General features: G+C 58.2%; 12 protein-coding genes. 4 read left to right on the top strand and 8 right to left on the bottom strand.

The window, feature by feature from the left end; genetic code table 11:
* Positions 1 to 215: 215 nt before the first annotated feature.
* The 5 genes from RX717_RS00265 to RX717_RS00245 are packed head-to-tail and all read right to left on the bottom strand — an operon-like array spanning position 216 to position 3,995.
* Positions 216 to 1,310 (bottom strand): PSP1 domain-containing protein, encoded by a 1,095-nt coding sequence (locus RX717_RS00265; protein ID WP_107631311.1) that lies wholly within the window; start codon positions 1,308 to 1,310, stop codon positions 216 to 218.
* 19 nt (positions 1,311 to 1,329) lie between these two features.
* Positions 1,330 to 2,208 (bottom strand): DNA polymerase III subunit, encoded by an 879-nt coding sequence (locus RX717_RS00260; protein ID WP_107631312.1) that lies wholly within the window; start codon positions 2,206 to 2,208, stop codon positions 1,330 to 1,332.
* Complete coding sequence (locus tag RX717_RS00255; RefSeq protein ID WP_107631313.1) at positions 2,205 to 2,528, bottom strand: cyclic-di-AMP receptor; 324 nt, start codon at positions 2,526 to 2,528, stop codon at positions 2,205 to 2,207. Before RX717_RS00255 ends, RX717_RS00260 begins: the two co-directional genes overlap by 4 nt.
* On the bottom strand, positions 2,525 to 2,929 hold the full coding sequence (locus RX717_RS00250) for a hypothetical protein (protein ID WP_316960482.1): 405 nt from the start codon (positions 2,927 to 2,929) through the stop codon (positions 2,525 to 2,527). Before RX717_RS00250 ends, RX717_RS00255 begins: the two co-directional genes overlap by 4 nt.
* On the bottom strand, positions 2,919 to 3,995 hold the full coding sequence (locus tag RX717_RS00245) for a DegT/DnrJ/EryC1/StrS family aminotransferase (RefSeq protein ID WP_316960481.1): 1,077 nt from the start codon (positions 3,993 to 3,995) through the stop codon (positions 2,919 to 2,921). The genes RX717_RS00250 and RX717_RS00245 overlap by 11 nt, the downstream gene beginning before the upstream one ends.
* Before the next feature lie 244 nt (positions 3,996 to 4,239).
* Here RX717_RS00245 and serC point away from each other — a divergent pair, with 244 nt between their 5' ends.
* The 3 genes from serC to RX717_RS00230 all read left to right on the top strand — a co-directional run bounded on the left by serC (position 4,240) and on the right by RX717_RS00230 (position 10,287).
* Complete coding sequence (serC, locus tag RX717_RS00240) at positions 4,240 to 5,331, top strand: 3-phosphoserine/phosphohydroxythreonine transaminase (protein ID WP_054328510.1); 1,092 nt, start codon at positions 4,240 to 4,242, stop codon at positions 5,329 to 5,331.
* A gap of 58 nt (positions 5,332 to 5,389) precedes the next feature.
* Positions 5,390 to 6,541 carry a 3-phosphoglycerate dehydrogenase family protein gene (locus RX717_RS00235; RefSeq protein ID WP_054328511.1) on the top strand — a complete coding sequence of 384 codons (1,152 nt, stop codon included), beginning with the start codon at positions 5,390 to 5,392 and terminating at the stop codon, positions 6,539 to 6,541.
* 518 nt (positions 6,542 to 7,059) lie between these two features.
* Positions 7,060 to 10,287, top strand: coding sequence for an S-layer homology domain-containing protein (locus tag RX717_RS00230; RefSeq protein ID WP_316960480.1), 3,228 nt, complete (start codon positions 7,060 to 7,062; stop codon positions 10,285 to 10,287).
* Positions 10,288 to 10,331: 44 nt separating this feature from the next.
* Here the strand turns inward: RX717_RS00230 and RX717_RS00225 are convergent, their stop codons facing one another.
* Entirely contained in the window at positions 10,332 to 10,964 is a 633-nt protein-coding gene (locus RX717_RS00225) for a hypothetical protein (protein WP_316960479.1), read from the bottom strand.
* Between the two features lie 315 nt (positions 10,965 to 11,279).
* Between RX717_RS00225 and RX717_RS00220 the strand changes: the two genes are divergently transcribed.
* Complete coding sequence (locus RX717_RS00220) at positions 11,280 to 11,888, top strand: hypothetical protein (protein ID WP_316960478.1); 609 nt, start codon at positions 11,280 to 11,282, stop codon at positions 11,886 to 11,888.
* 67 nt (positions 11,889 to 11,955) lie between these two features.
* Here RX717_RS00220 and RX717_RS00215 read toward each other — a convergent pair whose 3' ends face one another.
* Positions 11,956 to 15,306, bottom strand: a complete 3,351-nt coding sequence (locus RX717_RS00215; protein ID WP_316960477.1) for an S-layer homology domain-containing protein — start codon at positions 15,304 to 15,306, stop codon at positions 11,956 to 11,958.
* Between the two features lie 269 nt (positions 15,307 to 15,575).
* A complete protein-coding gene (locus RX717_RS00210) occupies positions 15,576 to 17,837 on the bottom strand; it encodes an S-layer homology domain-containing protein (RefSeq protein ID WP_054326642.1) in 2,262 nt (753 codons plus the stop codon).
* Positions 17,838 to 17,839 lie beyond the last annotated feature (2 nt).

Below are 17,839 nucleotides of genomic sequence, written 5' to 3'. Positions count from 1 at the left end.
GAGAACCTTTTTCTGATGGCATTAAAAATAATTTTTTGATGTTTTTTGATGCCGCATTATAGCACGGATCGGTCATAATTGCAACTATTATTTTTATTTTTGATTTTGAACTTCCTGGATTATATTTCCATGTCTTAACAGTCGGAATTTGAGTATTCATTCATGCAAAAGAATAATTATAAAAATACGCCCCTCTTTTATAAGAGGGGCGTATTTTATTCTTCTACAGGCTTCTCTTCGTGATACGCCTGCGCTTCCCCACCGGAGGATTTCCTGCGGCGGCGTCCACCGCGTCTGCGACGGCGCTTGGGGGCGTCGCCGGTTGCGCCTTCGGCAGCCGAAGCGCTTTCCGGCGCGGCAGGCTCTGCCGCTGAGGGTGCGCGTTCGGGCTTGCCCGGCTGAGCGGACTGCTCTGCGCGCGGCGGACGGACAGATTCGGCTTCCTCCCGCCTGCGGCGCTCCTCGGCCAGCGCGGCGATGTTCTGCCGGTTGCGGCAGGCGCCCTTCACCACGCAGCAATCTGCGCACTGGAACTCGGTCAGGGAATGCTCCGGACTGTCGTCCAGCTGCACCTTGCAGGTGCCGCGCAGCATTTGCGTGGAAATGACCTTTCCTCGCCCCTCCGGCGTATCCACCACGCTGCCCTGCTTGGGCGTGACCTTTTGCAGCTCGGCATAGGCTTCGTGCTCATATTTGAGACAGCACATCAGCCGCCCGCAGGTGCCGGATATTTTGGCAGGGTTAAGCGACAGGTTTTGATCCTTGGCCATATTGATCGAAACCGGATGGAAGTCCTCCAGATAAGAGGAGCAGCACAGCTCGCGGCCGCAGGTGCCCAAGCCGCCGATCATCTTCGCTTCATCGCGCACGCCGATCTGCCGCAGCTCGATACGGGTGCGGAATACGCTGGCCAGATCCTTGACCAGCTCGCGGAAGTCCACGCGGCCATCTGCCGTAAAATAAAACAGCATTTTGTTCATATCAAAGGTACATTCGACCGTGACCAGGTTCATGTCCAGCCCGCGTTCCTCGATCTTGCGCTTGCAGACGATAAACGCCTCGTCCGCGCGCTTTTTATTCCGCTCGAGCGTTTTTCGGTCCGCGTCGGTCGCCACGCGCAGCATGCGTTTGAGCGGCTGCACAACCGTCTGGTCAGGTACGTCGGTGTTCGCCTGCACGCACTCGCCGTACTCCAGGCCGCGCGCGGTTTCCACGATCACGCCCGTCCCTGTCTCCACAGGGATGTCCTGCGGGTCAAAATAATACATCTTTCCGTTTGGCTTGAAACGGACTCCGATAATTGTAGTCAAAAGCTGATATCCTCCTATATTATAGAAAGCAGATGCGGTATACATCGCTTGTCAGCGCACAGGTCACTGCCGCCGCCGCGGCGTTGCGGCCGATCCGACCGATCAGCTCTCCAATCCAGTCATATACCGCCAGCAGGCGGCTGGCGGGTACCGTCCGTGCCAGAGCGCGCGCTTCGGTTTCCAGCGCGGGCTGCAAAGGCGGCTGCGGCAGGGCTTTGGCGAAAAACACAGCGTCGCGCAACGCGGCCTGCAGAATGCCCAGCACACCCATCAGCGTCCGGCGCGGCGTTTTTTCGAGCGCCAGCGCGGCCAGCATCATCCGCTCCTCGCGCTGCGCGGCCACAGCGGTCAGATACGGCGCGAGCAGCGCGGCCGCCTCCCCATCCGAAACCGCTGCGCCGGCCGGCGCGAGCGCGAATTTCGTGCAGCGGGAACGCACGGTCTGCAGCAGAGCGTCCGGCTGTTCGGCGGCCAGGATGAAAAATGCATAGCCCGGCGGCTCCTCCAGCTCCTTGAGCAGTGCGTTCTGCGCCATGGGGTTGAGGTTCTGCGCGTGGCAGATCACAGTCACGCGCCGCGCCCCGTCATTGGGGACGATCGCGTTTTCCGCCTTAATGCGGCGCGCGAGATCGACCTTCAGCTCCTCGTCGCCCGCATCGATCATCATCAGGTCGGGATGCACGCCCTGCTCCACCTTGCGGCAGGACAGGCAGGTCCCGCAGGGCCTCGGCCCACCGCTCTCGCACAGGATCGCGGCGGCTAGGACGCAGGAAAGCGTCTTCAGCCCGTCGGGATCGTCGCCGGAAAGCAGGACGGTCTGCGGGAAACGGCCGGACAGCGCGTTCCGCAGGCTGCTTTTGAGCGCCGTGTTGCCCGGCAGACTGTCAAACGAGATCAAAGCTTTTCAAACCGCTCGACATGCAGCACGAACACGGTCGCGCCGCCGACCTCGACCTGTACGGGCGTGGATGGGAAAAAGCCCATGCCCAGCTCGGCGGTGGTCGGGATGATCTGCTTGCGCGAGGAGGAATGCTCGCGGATGATGTCGAAGCAGGCGTCCAGCCTGGATTCCTCCAGTCCGATCAGGATGGTGACGTTGCCGGCCTTGAGGAAGCCGCCGGTCGTCGCCAGCTTGGTGATGGAAAAGCCCGCTTTCATCAGGCTGTTGATTACGTCCTGTGCATCATCATAATTGATGATCGCAAGTACCATTTTCATAAAAGGTGTCCCCCTTTTCCGCTCTGCTGCGAGATAACCACGGTGATTTCTTCTATTTCATTGTACCATCTTTCCCGAATAAGTTCAATGTGCGCCCGTGTAATTTTCTCCCCCGGCCACAGCAGCGGCACGCCGGGAGGATAGGGCGTGACCGGCCGCGCGCAGACCAGCCCCTCGGCCGCAGCGGGCGCGACGCGGCCGGTGTGCGAAAACCACGCCTGCCGCACGGGCATGACGCGCGCAGCGGGCGGGAAGGGCGCGGCCGCCAAGGGAAGCGGCTCCTCCCGTCGCCGGCCGGACAGGCAGCGCAGGCCGCGGCGCAGGCGGTAGATCGAGGCGCCGGTATCCGCGCCGGTCAGAATGAACACGGCGTTGCGGTCGTCCGCCATCTCACAGGCCACGCCGTATTCGCTCCAAAGCATGTCGGCCAGGCGACGGCCGGTGATATCCGTACCCGCGGTGCAGACCGTCAGGCGGCAGGGGGTCGAGCGCGGGGAAATCGCTCTCGGCCAACGGTGTGAAGCGGGTGCGGCGCGCGATATAATCCCGCAGGTCGCCGCAGGTTTCCGCCGCGCGGCGGTAGGCGGCTCGGCCCGGGCCTTCGGTGTAGGCGCGCGCCAGGTCGATGGACGCCATGATCGGGTATGACGGGCTGGAAGTGCCGAACAGCGCGGTATTTTCGCGCAGCGCGCGCTTATCCGCGCCCGCGCCGGCCAGAAGGACCGCCCCCTGCCCCAGACAGGGCAGCGTTTTGTGCATGGAGAGCACCGCCATGTCCGCGCCCTCCGCGACCGGCGCGGGCAGGCCGAGCGCCGGAAAATGCGCGCCGTGCGCCCCGTCGACCAGCAGAAGCCTGCCGTATGCGCGGCACAGATCCGCGAACGCCGGTATCGCGCGGCACACGCCGTAATAGGTGGGAGAGGTGAGCAGCACGGCGCGGATCTCCGGATGGTCGAGCAGCGCCCGCTCGGCCGCGTCCACGGGCAGCGCGCCCGACACCGCGAACGGCTCGATAAGCGGCGCGGAGATAAAATGCGGTGTGATATCCAGCAGCGCGCAGGCGTAGCAGACCGACTTGTGGCATTCGCGGTCCAGCAGCACGCTGCCGCCCTCCCCCACGGCGGCCGCAAGCATGGCGAGGACGCCCTGGGTCGAGCCGCCGGTCAGAAAAAAGCAGTCGTCCACGCCGAAATAGCGCGCCGCGGCGACCTCGGCGTCGCGGATCGGCCCGTCGCCCAGGTACAGGTTGCCCGTGCCGTAGGTTTCGGTGAAATCGATGGCGAATATCTCCGCATAGCTGTTGAACAGCGGCTCGCCCTTATGCCCCGGCATATGGAAGCGCGCGGAATCGCCGGTCGCAAGCAGCTGGAGCGCGTGGAACAGCGGCGCGCCCGTGAACGGCATCAGCCGGTTGATCTGGCGGTGGGTGAGCTGCGGCGCCCGGGCTCTTTTTTTGTGATGGAACATGGGCCGCGGCCCCCTTTCTCTGGCATGCCCACGCTTCTGGTATTTTGTTATTATAGCATGCGCGCGGGGCGCTTGGCAAATCCTTCCGCACACGCTCTGTCCATAATGTGCAGACATTCGTCTTTTTCAGATGGATTTTTGGGCTATATTCCCGTAGTAAATATCTTTCCCTTATATTATAATGAATACTGCGTTCTTTTTTGGAACAGCATGTTGAAATTTGAAAGGCAGGTAACTATTCACTATGGCTGACAATCGTATCTACAATTTCTCCGCAGGCCCGTCCATGCTTCCGGTACCCGTGCTTGAGCGCTGTGCCTCCGAAATGCTGAACTACAAGGGTTCCGGCATGTCCGTCATGGAGATGAGTCACCGCTCTAAAGTATATGACGCGATCATCAAGGAAACCGAGGCCGCGCTGCGCCGCGTACTCTCCATCCCGCAGAACTATCGGGTGCTGTTCCTGCAGGGCGGCGCGACGACCCAGTTCGCGGCCATCCCGATGAACCTGATGCGCACCGGCAAGGCGGATTACGCCATCACGGGCAACTTCGCCAACAACGCTTATAAGGAAGCGGTCAAATTCGGTGACATCCATGTCGCGTTCTCCTCCAAGGAGGGCAACTTCGACCGCGTGCCGACGCAGGGCGAGCTGGACATCCGTCCGGACGCGGATTACTTCTACATCTGCGCCAACAACACCATTTACGGCACCGAGTACCAGTACGACCCCGAAACCCCGGCAGGCGTGCCGCTCGTGGCCGATATGTCGTCCAACATCCTCTCCAAGCCGGTGGACGTTTCCAAATACGGCGTAATCTACGCGGGCGCGCAGAAGAACATGGGCCCCGCGGGCGTGACCGTGGTCATCGTGCGCGAGGACCTGCTAGGCCATTACCCGCTGGAGAAGTATCCGGTCATGCTGGACTGGAAGACCATGGCGGATAAGGAATCCATGTACAACACGCCCCCCACCTACGGCATTTATGTGCTGGGCCTCGTGCTCGAGTGGGTCGAGCAGATGGGCGGCGTCAAGGCGATGCAGGAGCTGGCGGCCAAGCGCAGCGGCATGCTGTACGACTACCTCGACGGCCAGGACTTCTACAAGGCGGTCGCGGAAAAGGCGTCCCGCAGCCACATGAACGTCACCTTCCGCACCGGAAACGACGAGCTGGACGCGAAATTTGCCAAGGAGTCCGCGGCAGCGGGCATGAGCAACCTCAAGGGCCACCGCTCGGTCGGCGGCATGCGCGCTTCCATCTACAACGCGATGCCGGTCGAGGGCGTGGAGCACCTGATCGACTTCATGAAGAAATTCGCGGCGGAAAACGCCTGATCCGCGGGCGCGCCCGCCGCGCCCGTCCATTCCAAAAGAGTAAAGGGGATTGATTCCTGTGTTTAACGTAAAGCTGTATAACAAAATTTCCAAAATCGGCCTCGATCAGCTCGATCCGGCGGGCTATGCCTGCTCGGAGGATTTTGAGGACTATGACGCGGTCCTTGTCCGCTCGGCCAAGCTGCACGACGTGCAGTTCCCCAAAAGCCTCAAGTGTATCGCGCGCGCGGGTGCGGGCGTGAACAACATCCCCCTCGACCGCTGCGCCGAAGAGGGCATCGTGGTGTTCAACACCCCTGGCGCGAACGCCAACGCGGTCAAGGAGCTGGTCATCTGCGCGCTGCTGCTCGCCTCCCGCAAGGTGGTGCAGGGCGCGAACTGGGTCAAGGGCCTTGCCGGCACGCCGGACATTGGCCCCGCCGCGGAAAAGGGCAAGGCGACCTACGCCGGCCCTGAGATCGCGGGCAAGCGCCTCGGCGTGATCGGACTGGGCGCGATCGGCGTCAAGGTGGCCAACGCCGCGGTCGGCCTGGATATGGAGGTCTGGGGCTACGACCCGTTCCTCTCGGTTGACGGCGCGCTCGCGCTGTCCCGTTCGGTCAAGCATGTGACCGAGCTGGACCAGATCTTCGCCAACTGCGATTATATCACCGTACACGTCCCGCTGCTCGCGGACACCCGCGGCATCATCGGCGCGGAGGCGATCGCCAAGATGAAGGACGGCGTGCGCGTCGTCAACCTCGCCCGCGGCGAGCTGGTTGACGAGCAGGCCATGGCTGCCGCGCTCGAAAGCGGCAAAGTCGCGGCGTATGTGTCCGATTTCGCCTCTGACGCGATCCTTGCGCAGGAAAACGCGGTCACGCTGCCCCATCTCGGCGCCTCCACGCCGGAGAGCGAGGACAATTGCGCGAAAATGGCGGTCAAGGAAATCGTGGACTACCTCGAAAAGGGAACCATCCGCAATTCGGTCAACTTCCCCAACCTCAAGGTGCCGTATGAGGGCGGCTACCGCATCTGCATGATCCACCGCAACATCCCGAACATGATCGCCTCCATCACCGCGGCGGTCAAGTGCAACATCGAGAACATGGGCAACCGCTCCAGAGGCGACTACGCCTACACCATCGTGGACGCGGCCGAGCAGCCCACCGAAGCCAACCTCGAAGCCCTCCGCGCGATCGACGGAATGATCTCGGTGCGCACCATCTGAACGAAAAATCAAAAATGACCGCACGTTCACCGGCTCTAAAGCCGTGATTCCGGTCGAAACAGAGGAAATCAGCCCCCAAACCAGCCGGTTTGGGGGTTTCCTGCTGCCGCCGGACGACAAAATGCGCCCTTTTCCGCCCTGCATCCGATCGCGCCCGCGTCCGCCGGATTGCCCCCGCGCGGCGGAGACGGGTGGAACACTTCCCCTTGACAAATCCAGTTTTATGGTTATTCTATCCTCTGTATGATTTTTATGGAAAAAGACGGTATACCCCCCGGTACAGATGTTCGAGCGGGCGTCGTAACACAGCACGCGAAACGCGCATATCCATGCAGCGCGCTTACCTTATTATATATAATCCCGTAATTTTCGTATTTTGTGACAGTCACGGATGCGTAATATTACCCGTTTGTTACACTTCACGCAATCTTCTTGACGCATTTATTCCCGCATGGTATGATTGTCAACGTAATAAGGGCGAGCAATCGCCTGAAAATTTTAAAGGAGGAAAAAACCCCATGAAGAATCTCAAAAAGGTTCTCGCACTGGTGCTGGCGTTCGCATGCGCGTTCACCATGTTTGCCGGTGCGGCGTTCACGGACGAGGCGGACATTAAGGCCACCGACGCCGTGAACATGCTGACGGCGCTGGGCGTAATCGAGGGCGACCCCGATGGCTCCTTCCGTCCGGATGCAACCGTTACCCGTGCGGAAATGGCGAAGATGATCTTCGTTGTCCGCAACAACACCATTGACGACTCGGCTTACGAGAACAACTCCTCTAAGCTGACCGACATCAACAGCCACTGGGCCAAGGGCTACATCAAGTTCTGCGAGTCCCAGGGCATCATCGCCGGCTACGGCGACAACACCTTCAAGCCCGACGCGACCGTAACCGGCGTGGAGGCTGCGAAGATGCTGCTCGTTCTGGCAGGCTACGACGCTGACAAGGCTGGTCTGGTAGGCCACAACTGGTCCACCAACACCCTGAAGTATGCTGGCTCCGCCGGCCTGCTGAACGACGTCAACTCCGGCCTGGAGCAGGGCCTGCCGCGTCAGTACGCCGCGCAGATGATCTACAACACGCTGGACACCAACCGTGTCAAGTGGTCCAACGATTCTCAGTCTTTTGACGACATCCTCAACGGCGGCGTCAAGGAGACCGTTGGTAAGGCTTACATGGGCCTGTCCTCGGATGTCGGTACCCTGATCTCCATCGATCGTGACTCCCTGACCATCAAGCTGGACGAAAGCTACGATTCCGACAACTACCACAAGATCGCCCGATACGACGATGTGACCTTTACCAAGGTTTCTGAGGACTACACCAGCCTGCTGGGCCAGAAGGTCAAGGTCATGTTCAAGGATGAAAAGACCAACAACGTTCTGGGCGTCTATTCCATCTCGGACAACACGGTTTACACCACCCTGATGAATGGCGTTGAAAAGGACGGCGCTAAGATTAAGTTCGGCGGCAAGTCCTACTCGATCGACGGCACCAAGATCGCCACTACCTTTATCAGCGTAGACGGCGCGCAGGCGGAAAAGGCTCAGTCTCTTGACTATTTCGACAAGGGCGCTGCACTCAACGAAAATGAGTCCAACGGCAACCTGTCCACCGACGAGGTAACTTTCGTCGATGCGAACGGCAACGGCAAGATCGATACCGCTATCGTATTCGAGAAGCTGGTCGGCGAAGTGACTTACGTTTCTTCCGATAAGATCACCGCTGGTTCCAAGACCTACAAGTTCGAGGACGAAAACATCGACGAGGACATCGAGCAGGACGACTGGGCGGTTGTTTCCGCGAACCTGTATGAGGACTGCAAGGATGTTGTCAAGGCTGATATCATCAGCACCACACTGGACGGCTCCCGCGACAAGAATGACAAGATCAACGGCGACTACAAGCAGTATAAGCTGGACGGCACCTGGTACAACATTTCCGACGAAAACGCTTCGGATGTTTCCAACGGCGACTCCGTCAAGGCTTATGTTGTCAATGGCGTGATCGTTAAGATCAAGTCCGACGACGGCAAAGGCGGCTTCCCGACCAACGTTGCGGTTGTCGTAAGCAATGGCGCAATCAACGGCGACCAGGCGCGCATCCGTTACTTTGACGGCACCAGCAAGCTGGTCACCATTTCGGACAACACCAGCGAGCCGCTGAAAGCCGGCACCGCGTACAAGGTATCCGGTTCCGACACCTCGATGAAGTTTGAGGCGGTTGATACCAAGAAGTACAACGGCTACAAGTACGAGGGTACTAGTCTGGCGGCTGATCCGAGCAGTGACAAGGTTGGCACGTTTATCGTTGACGACTCTGCGGCGGTCATCCTGTATGACGGCAACGGCCGTTCCAAGATGCTGACCGGCAAGCAGTACAACGCGCTGGATACTAAGGATTTGAATAGTGACGCTAACGAAACCGCCTCCAACACGAGAGCGACCGCGGTATTCACCAAGGACAAGAACGGCCTGAACCGCGCGATGATGGTTGCTGTCAAGGCTGACAAGATGACTATTAGCGGCAATTCCTACGACAACTACGCGTACATTGTCACCAACAACGGCGTGGACAAGGACGACAACGCATCCTACACCGTCTGGACCACTGACAACCAGTATGTGGACGTTATCGAGGAGAACGCTTCTGCGCGTGACAAGGGCACCCTGATCGGCTACTCCTCGATCGACTCGGACAATGTCATCCACGATGTAAGCTCGATTGCGAACATCAAGGACGTTGACACTTCGAAACTGACTGCGGTGAAGAATCATAGTGGCGACTTTACGACCGGCGACAACGACGTTTACTACGGCGGCAACGAAAGCACCGATAAAAAGTACATCAGCGTTGATGACAAGAAGTTCAACGTAACCGCGGACACCGCTGTCCTGTTCGTTGACTCCGCTGCGGACGAGGATGACCAGATCGGCGTGGACTTCGTCTACGGCACGTCTGCGATGGCCAAGGCTGAGAAGTACATTGACAGCAACGATCAGACTGCTTACTCCTCCAACGTGATGTTCCAGGTTGACGAAAAAGGCAACGATGATGTTGACCTGAAGGTTCTGGTTGTTGATACCACCGGCGCGTTCGACGGCAAGAGCCACGAGAGCGGCGATGACAGCGGCGAAACTCAGGAGAAGGGCGATTACAACACGGCTTATGCTACGGTTAACACCGATGATAAGGATGTGTTGACCGGTGCTTCCTCCGACTTGGATACTAACGGCAACCTGCAGGTTGATCTGACCTTTGCAAATGATGTTGTTAAGACTGCGAATATCACGATCACGGTCAACGGCGCGGATAAGACTACTTCTGCTAAGCTGGATGGTGCATCGATCTCTGGCTCTGAAAAGCTGTCTGGCAAGCATGTATTGACGCTGGCGGGTGTTCGTGATGATGCAAATGTTGTTGTAAGTGTTAAAAATTTTGCAGATGCTACGAACGGCGTTTCCGTTACTGCGGTTTCCGCTGGTTCTCTGACTGGCAACTCTGCTGCAAGCATTAGTGCAGTAGCGGCTGCTCAGAAGAAAGTCGGCGAAACAGTTTCGATTGTTGTTGACACTTCGGATACCTCTCTGACTGTTGATCAGGAATACACCCTGACTGTAAACGGAATTGAGCTGAAAGCTAAAGCCGAAGCGAATAACAAGGTTACCTTTACTTACACGGTAACTACGGCAGACGTTTTGAATGCCAGCACGGTTGCATTGACTGCAACTGAGATTGCTTAATCTTACCCAAAGAAACCCCCTCGGAATTTCGAGGGGGTTTTCCCTTATTTCAGTGCAACATACCGGAATGGACCATTGGCCGAAAGGTTCATATAGCGGCTTACCTGAAAACCGGTACTTGTGATCGAAACATATGGCGACGCCGCATCCTCCACCGCGATATGTGCCAGTGTTGCGCCGTAACCGGCAATATTGCTCGCGTTGCTCGAGGAAATAATAACCGCTTTCGGCTGAAAGCCGAGAGAAACGGTTTTCGTATTACTATGGCTGTAATCCCCGTCCCAGCTTCCGGCATAACTGCCGCAGTAAATTTCACATTTCTGTGCGGTCAGTGTTTCGTTAGCCGTTAAACGGTCGGCAAGGGCCTTATCCGATTGGACACGCGCTCCCGCTTCATCAGAGAGCGCGGCCTGGGTCGCTTTCGCGTCCAGCTCGGCGGAAAGCTCCTCTGAGAGCATCTCCCGATCGATCGTGTCCCCGAACGTGTCCACCACGATGCCCTCCACACGCGCCTCCAGCCGCGAAGCCTCGTCGCAGATTCCGTTCACCGCCTGCCGCAGCTCCTCCGGACTGCTGTCGAATCGCGCTTTCAGCTCGTTTGCCGGCAGGCTCGGCTGGTCGGGCAGGTCTGTGATTTTGTGCTGGAACGCTGTGATTTTATGATCGCTGAATGACATGAAAAACCTCCTTTTGTTTGGGGCGGCCGGAGTTCCCCCTCGCGCGCGTTCCTCTGACCACGCGGGCGCGCGCGTGAGGGGTTCCCCGCCCGCCGTTTGCACCGGCACGGGAAAGTAAGCGTCTACCAGAATAGCAGAAACGGGAAAAAGCGCAAGGGCAAATACTTGCCCTTGCGCTTTCCGTTTTTTGGGCTATTATAACGGTTGCTTACTTTCCCCGCATGAAAAACCAGACGGGGCGGCTCCGCCCCACGCGCGCCCGCGCGCGCTGTCCAAGGAACGCGCGCGGGCGGCACCGACAAAAAGGAGGAAACCATGTCTTTTTCTGACCACAAGATCACGCAATTCACACACAAAATCACCGACCTGCCCGACCAGCCGAGCCTGCCGGCAAACGAGCTGAAAGCGCGGTTCGACAGCAGTCCGGAGGAGCTGCGGCAGGCGGTGAACGGAATCTGCGACGAGGCTTCGCGGCTGGAGGCGCGTGTAGAGGGCATCGTGGTGGATACGTTCGGGGACACGATCGATCGGGAGATGCTCTCAGAGGAGCTTGCCGCCGAGCTGGATGCGAAAGCAACCCAGGCCGGACTCGCCGCCGAGCAGCAGGCCCGCGAAGCGCTTTCCGGACGGGTCAGCGCGCTGGAGAACGCGGTGCCGCAGAAAAGCGAGATGTATTTCGGCACCTACACCGGAACCGGCAGCTATCCGCGCACCCTGTCGATCGGGTTCACACCCAAGGCGGTCATTATCGGCCATAAGGACGGCCTGATCGCGGACGAAACCGCGGTTTACAGCACCTTGATGCTGCAAGGCTACAAAACAGATTACTGTGGCATTGTTTCCAACGGTTTTACGCTGTATGAGTACAAATACAGCAAGCTCAACTACAACGGCGCGCAGTTTTACTACATCGCGTTCCGGTAAAAGGAAAAGGGAAAACCCCCGAGGAATCCTCGGGGGTTTTCGTTGCTGCCTTAAAATTGAAACAGATTTAAGACAGAGTAACCACAGGGCTGGTATACACTACAGTCAGCGTAGCGCCATCATCAGATACGGTCGCATCGTCAACCGTCCAGCTGGTAGCAGTTGCACCGGTGTAGTCACCAGCGAACTTAAAGTTAGCCTTAGCAGTGTAGGTCACAGTTACTTCAACAGTGTAGCCAATACCGGTTGTCGTCGGCAACTTATCATAGTTGTAATAAGTGTTGCCATTCAGCTTGTAGCTAACTGCAGCCGTTGCATTAGTAGTATCCGTTGCCGTGAACAAGTCGTTAAAGGATGCAGCGGAATTCCAAGAAGTATTAGTGGTCAGATCCTTAGCAGTAACAGTCGCACCAGAGATCTCGGAAGTTTCAATTGCCTTATTAACAACCGTAATGGTAGCAGAGGCATCGAACTCGTTCTCCGTACCCTTGCCAACCGTAAAGGTCAGGGTAATTACGTCGTCAACCGTTGCAACCGGCACATTGGTCATGGACAGCGTGGTGGAACCGTTTGCCGCAACCTTGGTGCTGGCAGTTAAAGCCATGCCGGTCAAAGAAGTACCCTTGGAGCTGATCGCGTTCTTCAACTCAACTGTAGTGTTCGCCGGAACATTCTTGGTCGTCAGCGTGAGAGAAACAGGCTGCGCGGAAGCATCATACTCCTGGGTCACATTTGCAATCGAGCCGGACCAGGTCGTGGTATCGTAAGTTTCCTTGAGTGCGTCAGCGTACTTGCCGCGGAACTGGTTGTCGCCAGACTCAACGACCAGCACTTCCAGATCGTCGCTGTCCTTGATCAGGTACAGGGCGTTGGCAATGTATCTGTCGCCGCTGGTGATCATCGCGCCGTCCGCATCGTCATACCACTTGGTAGCCTTGCGGATCGAGCCGGTCGAAGAACCAGTCTTCGCGTCGGTATCGATGTAGAATACCACGGTGTCAGCGGTTACGTCGCGCTCGTAATTCTGAACAGCGGAGCCATCCCAGCCAGCGATCTGAACCGTGGTCTGCTTGCTGTTCACATCGGTGATAGCGCCCAGACCGAAGTTGGTCTCGCCCAGCTTGTACAGATGTACGTCGTCGATGTAACGCTTGTCGGCATCCTCACCGTCGAGGGACTTATAGCCGATCAGGGTGTTCTTCTTGCGGTCACCGGTCTTGGCGTTCTTCTCGTAAACCGTTACGGCCTCGTCAGCGCCCTCGAGCAGCACGTTGTAGGAAACCTCGTTCGTGCCGGATTCCTTCGCGTCGGACAGGATGTAGCCGTAGAAGTCGTTGGAAGTGGTGGTTTCGGGCAGCTTGTCGACCTCAACAGCAATCGCCGCAACGCGGGTCAGGCCGTTTACGTCAGCGGTGAAGTAAGCCGCATCGCCCTCATAAGTGACAGCGGAGCTTTCCAGCGCCTTGAGCTGCTTGCCGGTGATGACCTTGGAGTCATTGCCGGTATCCTTGCCGTTATCCTCGAACAGGATAACCTTGGCAGTGTCGTCAATCTTCTTGCCGCCCAGAGCATCAGCCTTAGCGGTGTACGAAGCGGTGCCGACATAGGTGTAATCGCCGTAGTAATCGTCTTCCGTGGACAGACCCTCGAAAGAGTACTCGCCGCCGGAGATGCTGTACTCATACAGCGCGCCGACCTTCAGGGAAGCATACTTGATCGTGCTGTCATCGTCAACGTCAACAACCTTGGTAGTGTCGTTGAAGAACTGCAGCTTGACCTGATTGCCGCCAATGCCGGCATCCTTGTTAACGACCATCGCAATGTCGGTCACATCAGCCAGAGAGCCGTTGCCCGAAGAGCGCTTGATCTTCCATGCAACGCCGTTTACAACAACAGCCTCGACCTCGTCGCCCGCCTTAACGGTGCTGATATCGGTACGGCTGTCCTTGTCGGTTGCGCCATTGTACCACTCGTCGCCGATTTGGTACTCATGATACTTAACGCCAGTACCCTTGTTTGCGTTGTAGTTCTCGGAAGTGCTGTCCTTCTTCAGGCCGTCCAGCTTGCCGGTGATAACGTCAGCCTTGGCAACGCGGGTGCAGTCGTTGTAGCGGTCGTAGGAGATAATCGCCCAGTCGTCCGCCTTGAGGTCGTCGTCGATGTTCTCTTCGTCGAACTCATAGCTCTTGCCGGCAACTACCTTGGAGGAGGTAACAGAGGTGACCTCAGCCGCGGCGTAGTCGGTGATGATAACGGAGTCGAAGCGGCCGTTGCCGTCGGAATCGACGAACTGCATTACCGCAGAGGAGGTATCCCAATCGTCGAACAGCTCTTCAGCCTCAAAGCCGTACTTGCTGTTGGCAGCAGTGTACTTGACACCCGCCTGAGAGGTGAAGCTCTTGGAGGTACCCGAAGAGGCGCCATCCTCACCGGTTACGGCAGTTTCCTTGCCCTCGATGTCAGTGTAGTAAACATCGATGTAGTCATTGCCGTAAGCGTTCTCGATCGAGTAGGACTTGCCGCCGAACTTGACCTTATCGCCATCGGACTCTACTTCAGAAGCGTTAACGGCGTAGGCTTCGTTGTCGGAAACCGCATAAACGCCGAGGACGTTGTTGGTCTTGCCGTCCTTGAACATGACCTTAACCTTCTGGCCCAGCAGGCTGGAGTAATCCTCCTTCACCTTGGTGAAGTTGGTAGCGTACGGATTGCTGCCGGAGTAAACCTTATCGCTCTCCGCCTCGTCGATACCGGTCAGGGTGAGGGAGTCCTTGCTGACAGTAGTCAGGATACCAACAGACTTGGTCAGACCCATGTAAGCGTAGCCAACGGTCTCCTTGTAGCCATTGCCGAGGTTGTCGTCAAAGGAGTCGGAGTCGGTGGACCACTTGACACGGTTGGTGTCCAGCGTGTTGTAGATCATCTGCGCGGCGTACTGACGCGGCAGGCCGGACTCCAGACCGGAGTTGACGTCGTCCAGGATACCGGCGGAACCGGCATACTTCAGGGTGTTGGTGGACCAGTTGTGACCGGTCAGGCCAGCCTTGTCAGCGTCATAACCGGTCAGAACGAGCAGCATCTTCGCAGCTTCCACGCCGGTTACGGTCGCGTCGGGCTTGAAGGTGTTGTCGCCGTAGCCGGCGATGATGCCCTGGGACTCGCAGAACTTGATGTAGCCCTTGGCCCAGTGGCTGTTGATGTCGGTCATCTTCGAAGAGTTGTTCGCGTAGGCCGAATCATCAATGGAGTTGTTGCGGACAACGAAGATCATCTTCGCCATTTCCGCACGGGTAACGGTTGCATCCGGACGGAAGGAGCCATCGGGGTCGCCCTCGATTACGCCCAGCGCCGTCAGCATGTTCACGGCGTCGGTGGCCTTAATGTCCGCCTCGTCCGTGAACGCCGCACCGGCAAACATGGTGAACGCGCATGCGAACGCCAGTACCAGTGCGAGAACCTTTTTCTGATGGCGGGCCTGTTCCTGATTTTCCCCTTAATCGCCCCGTTTTCGGCCAAATATCTTCTATTTTGCAACAAATCGAAAAAAACGCTTTTTCGCCGTTCCCCTGAAAACAGGAAAAGCTTTTTTCTCCTCCTCCCGCAGTTTCCGGCCGCTTTTTTACAAAAAGACAGCCCTCCTGCCGCGTCAGTATCCACGGCAGAAAGGCTGCTTTATTCACCTTTTATTCAGAGCATCGTCAGCAGCTTGGCAAATTCCGCGCGGGTAAAATTACCCGCCGGCTGCAGCGTACCGTCCGCATAGCCCTTGACCAGTCCCTTTTGCATGCACAACGCCACGGCGGCACGGTACTCCGGTGTGATCGTCTCCTGGTCGGAAATGGACGACAGGAGCTCGTCCGTTTCCGCCTCGTCCGGCAGCGCGCTACCTTTACCGACAAGCAGGTTCGCGAACACCTGCATGGCCTCCTCTCGGCTGATCAGGGCGGTAAAGTCAAGCTCCAGACCATCCAGCAGGCCTGCGGCCTGCATCGCGCTGACATCCTTTGCATACCAAGCGTCCGCGCTGACGCCCTCCAGCACCGTATCCGGCGTCTCGAGCGCCGCGCTCCGCGCGATGGTCGCACACAGCTCTGCGCCTGTGAGCAGGTCGTCCGGCCGGAACAGCCCGTCCGCGTCGCCCTGCATAACGCCGTCCTGCTTGACCTGCTGAATATACTCCGCGGCCCAATGGCTGTTGGGAACGTCACGGAAGCCGGTCAGGCTGGTCTCGCGAATAAACGGCGTTTTCAGCGCCTGGTAGCATTCGCCCGACTGATCGACCGCCTCCTGCAGCTGCTCGAATGTGAGCAGGTAACTCTCGGTATAGGCGCGGCGCGTTTCGCTCTCATATTCATTATAATAATAGGTCACGCCCTTTGTGCTCATGCGCGGGAAGCTGTACAGGTAAAACGCGTGCGTATCCGGCAGGAGCGCCTTGACCGTTTCCACATAGCCGCTCGAAAGAAGATCGTTCAGCCCATACTGCTCGCCCGTGCGGATATCAAACGCCAGGTTATTGTTCCAGACTGACGAGCCCGCGCCCTTTCCGCTGACGCAGTTCGCCCAAACCACCAGCACGGAACCCTCCAGCGACGCGCCGTAACCGCCTTCGAGCGCCTCATACTCCGCCGACACTGAGGGGCCTTCCAGGAAAAATTTGCGGATGGCCTCATTGATCTTCTTCTGCACATCGGCATCCGGCAGACCGGAGATCTCCGGAAAATCCACGTTCCAGCCATATTCGCTCCCATCCGCCTGATAGCCGAAAAAGCGCTCGTAATGCACGGTGGTCGCCGTGATGCCCTTGCCGAGATCGAACGAGGTCGGCTGCTCGAACAGCGTCCGCCCGTCGGAAAGGTTAACATACTTCTGCTTTCCGTCCTGCGTGACGCGCACCACGTTCTCGCTGAGCAGCGTCGGATTTTCCGCATTCTTCAGGCTGGCGAAATAGCCGCCGTTCTTTTTGAAAAAGATCAGGCTCCCGTCCGAGGTCCCGTGCCATGCCAGGCCGTAGCGCAGCTCGTCAAAGCCGCCGACATAGCTAAGCGTGCGGTAGGCGATGTTGCCGTTGGCGTCCACCGCCGCGGCCGAGCCGTCCTCGCTACGCGCCGCGTACAGCCCGTCCCCCATATAGGACAGGTAATAGTAGGTCGGCGGGGTGAGCAGCTTGCCTGTGGTGTCCATCAGCCCCCAACGGTTGGCCTGGCGGACCATGGCGACGCCACCGTGGAATTCCGAGATCGTGTTATACAGGAAATCCGTGATATAGCTGCCGCTTTCCAGAGAATACAGCGCCTGATTGGTCCCGTCGGAAAGCACAACCGTATCTGTGCCGAAAATGGTCATATAGGACGGGGTGATATGATGCTCCAGCGTGTAAAGGGTCTGCCCCTGCGTGTCGATGGCAAGGTAGGCGCCATCGGTCGTGCGCACCAGCGCGCGGCCGTTCAGGAAAACGCCTGCGTCGCTGTATTCCCCTTCAAAGGCCGCCGTACCATCCTGCCTGACGTAGGAATACAGGCCGGAGGCCGGGCTTTTGCAGAGCAGCAGGCCATCCGAAAAGAAATCCAGCGCGCCCGCGTAGGAGCCGACCAGCTCCCCCTGCAGGGTGTAGTAGACGCTGTGGTCGGCGTAGCGGTACGCCACCATATCTTCGGAAAAATCGACCGACACCGGCGACGCGGTATAAGGGATAACCAGTCTCCCCTCCCGATCGATCACCGCGGTCTGCCACTTTTCATCCTCGACCGCGGCCAGGCCGCAGTCCGCGAACTCGCCCGCCTGCGCATAGGCGAACGAGAGTACGGTCCTGCCCTCTTCGTCCAGATAGCCGGATCGGCTCACGCCGTCGATATCCGTGCGGGTCACGGGGAAGATCGTGCCCGCCGCCGCGGCTCCTATCACCATGATACACGCCACAAACAGGGCGGAAATTGTTTTTTTGAGCATAG

The sequence above is a fragment of the Intestinibacillus sp. NTUH-41-i26 genome (assembly GCF_032769475.1).
GTDB lineage: Bacteria > Bacillota > Clostridia > Oscillospirales > Butyricicoccaceae > Agathobaculum > Agathobaculum ammoniilyticum.
The sequence above is the reverse complement of the archived record's forward strand: the minus strand, read 5'-3'. Positions and strand labels throughout refer to the sequence as shown.

What these genes read in the sequence shown, in the direction of transcription:
- RX717_RS00230 (WP_316960480.1), top strand. Translation starts at nt 7,060, where the DNA reads ATGAAGAATCTCAAAAAGGTTCTCGCACTGGTGCTGGCGTTCGCATGC.
- RX717_RS00255 (WP_107631313.1), bottom strand. Translation starts at nt 2,528, where the DNA reads ATGAAAATGGTACTTGCGATCATCAATTATGATGATGCACAGGACGTA.
- RX717_RS00225 (WP_316960479.1), bottom strand. Translation starts at nt 10,964, where the DNA reads ATGTCATTCAGCGATCATAAAATCACAGCGTTCCAGCACAAAATCACA.
- RX717_RS00210 (WP_054326642.1), bottom strand. Translation starts at nt 17,837, where the DNA reads ATGCTCAAAAAAACAATTTCCGCCCTGTTTGTGGCGTGTATCATGGTG.
- RX717_RS00245 (WP_316960481.1), bottom strand. Translation starts at nt 3,995, where the DNA reads ATGTTCCATCACAAAAAAAGAGCCCGGGCGCCGCAGCTCACCCACCGC.
- RX717_RS00220 (WP_316960478.1), top strand. Translation starts at nt 11,280, where the DNA reads ATGTCTTTTTCTGACCACAAGATCACGCAATTCACACACAAAATCACC.
- RX717_RS00215 (WP_316960477.1), bottom strand. Translation starts at nt 15,306, where the DNA reads ATGTTTGCCGGTGCGGCGTTCACGGACGAGGCGGACATTAAGGCCACC.
- serC (WP_054328510.1), top strand. Translation starts at nt 4,240, where the DNA reads ATGGCTGACAATCGTATCTACAATTTCTCCGCAGGCCCGTCCATGCTT.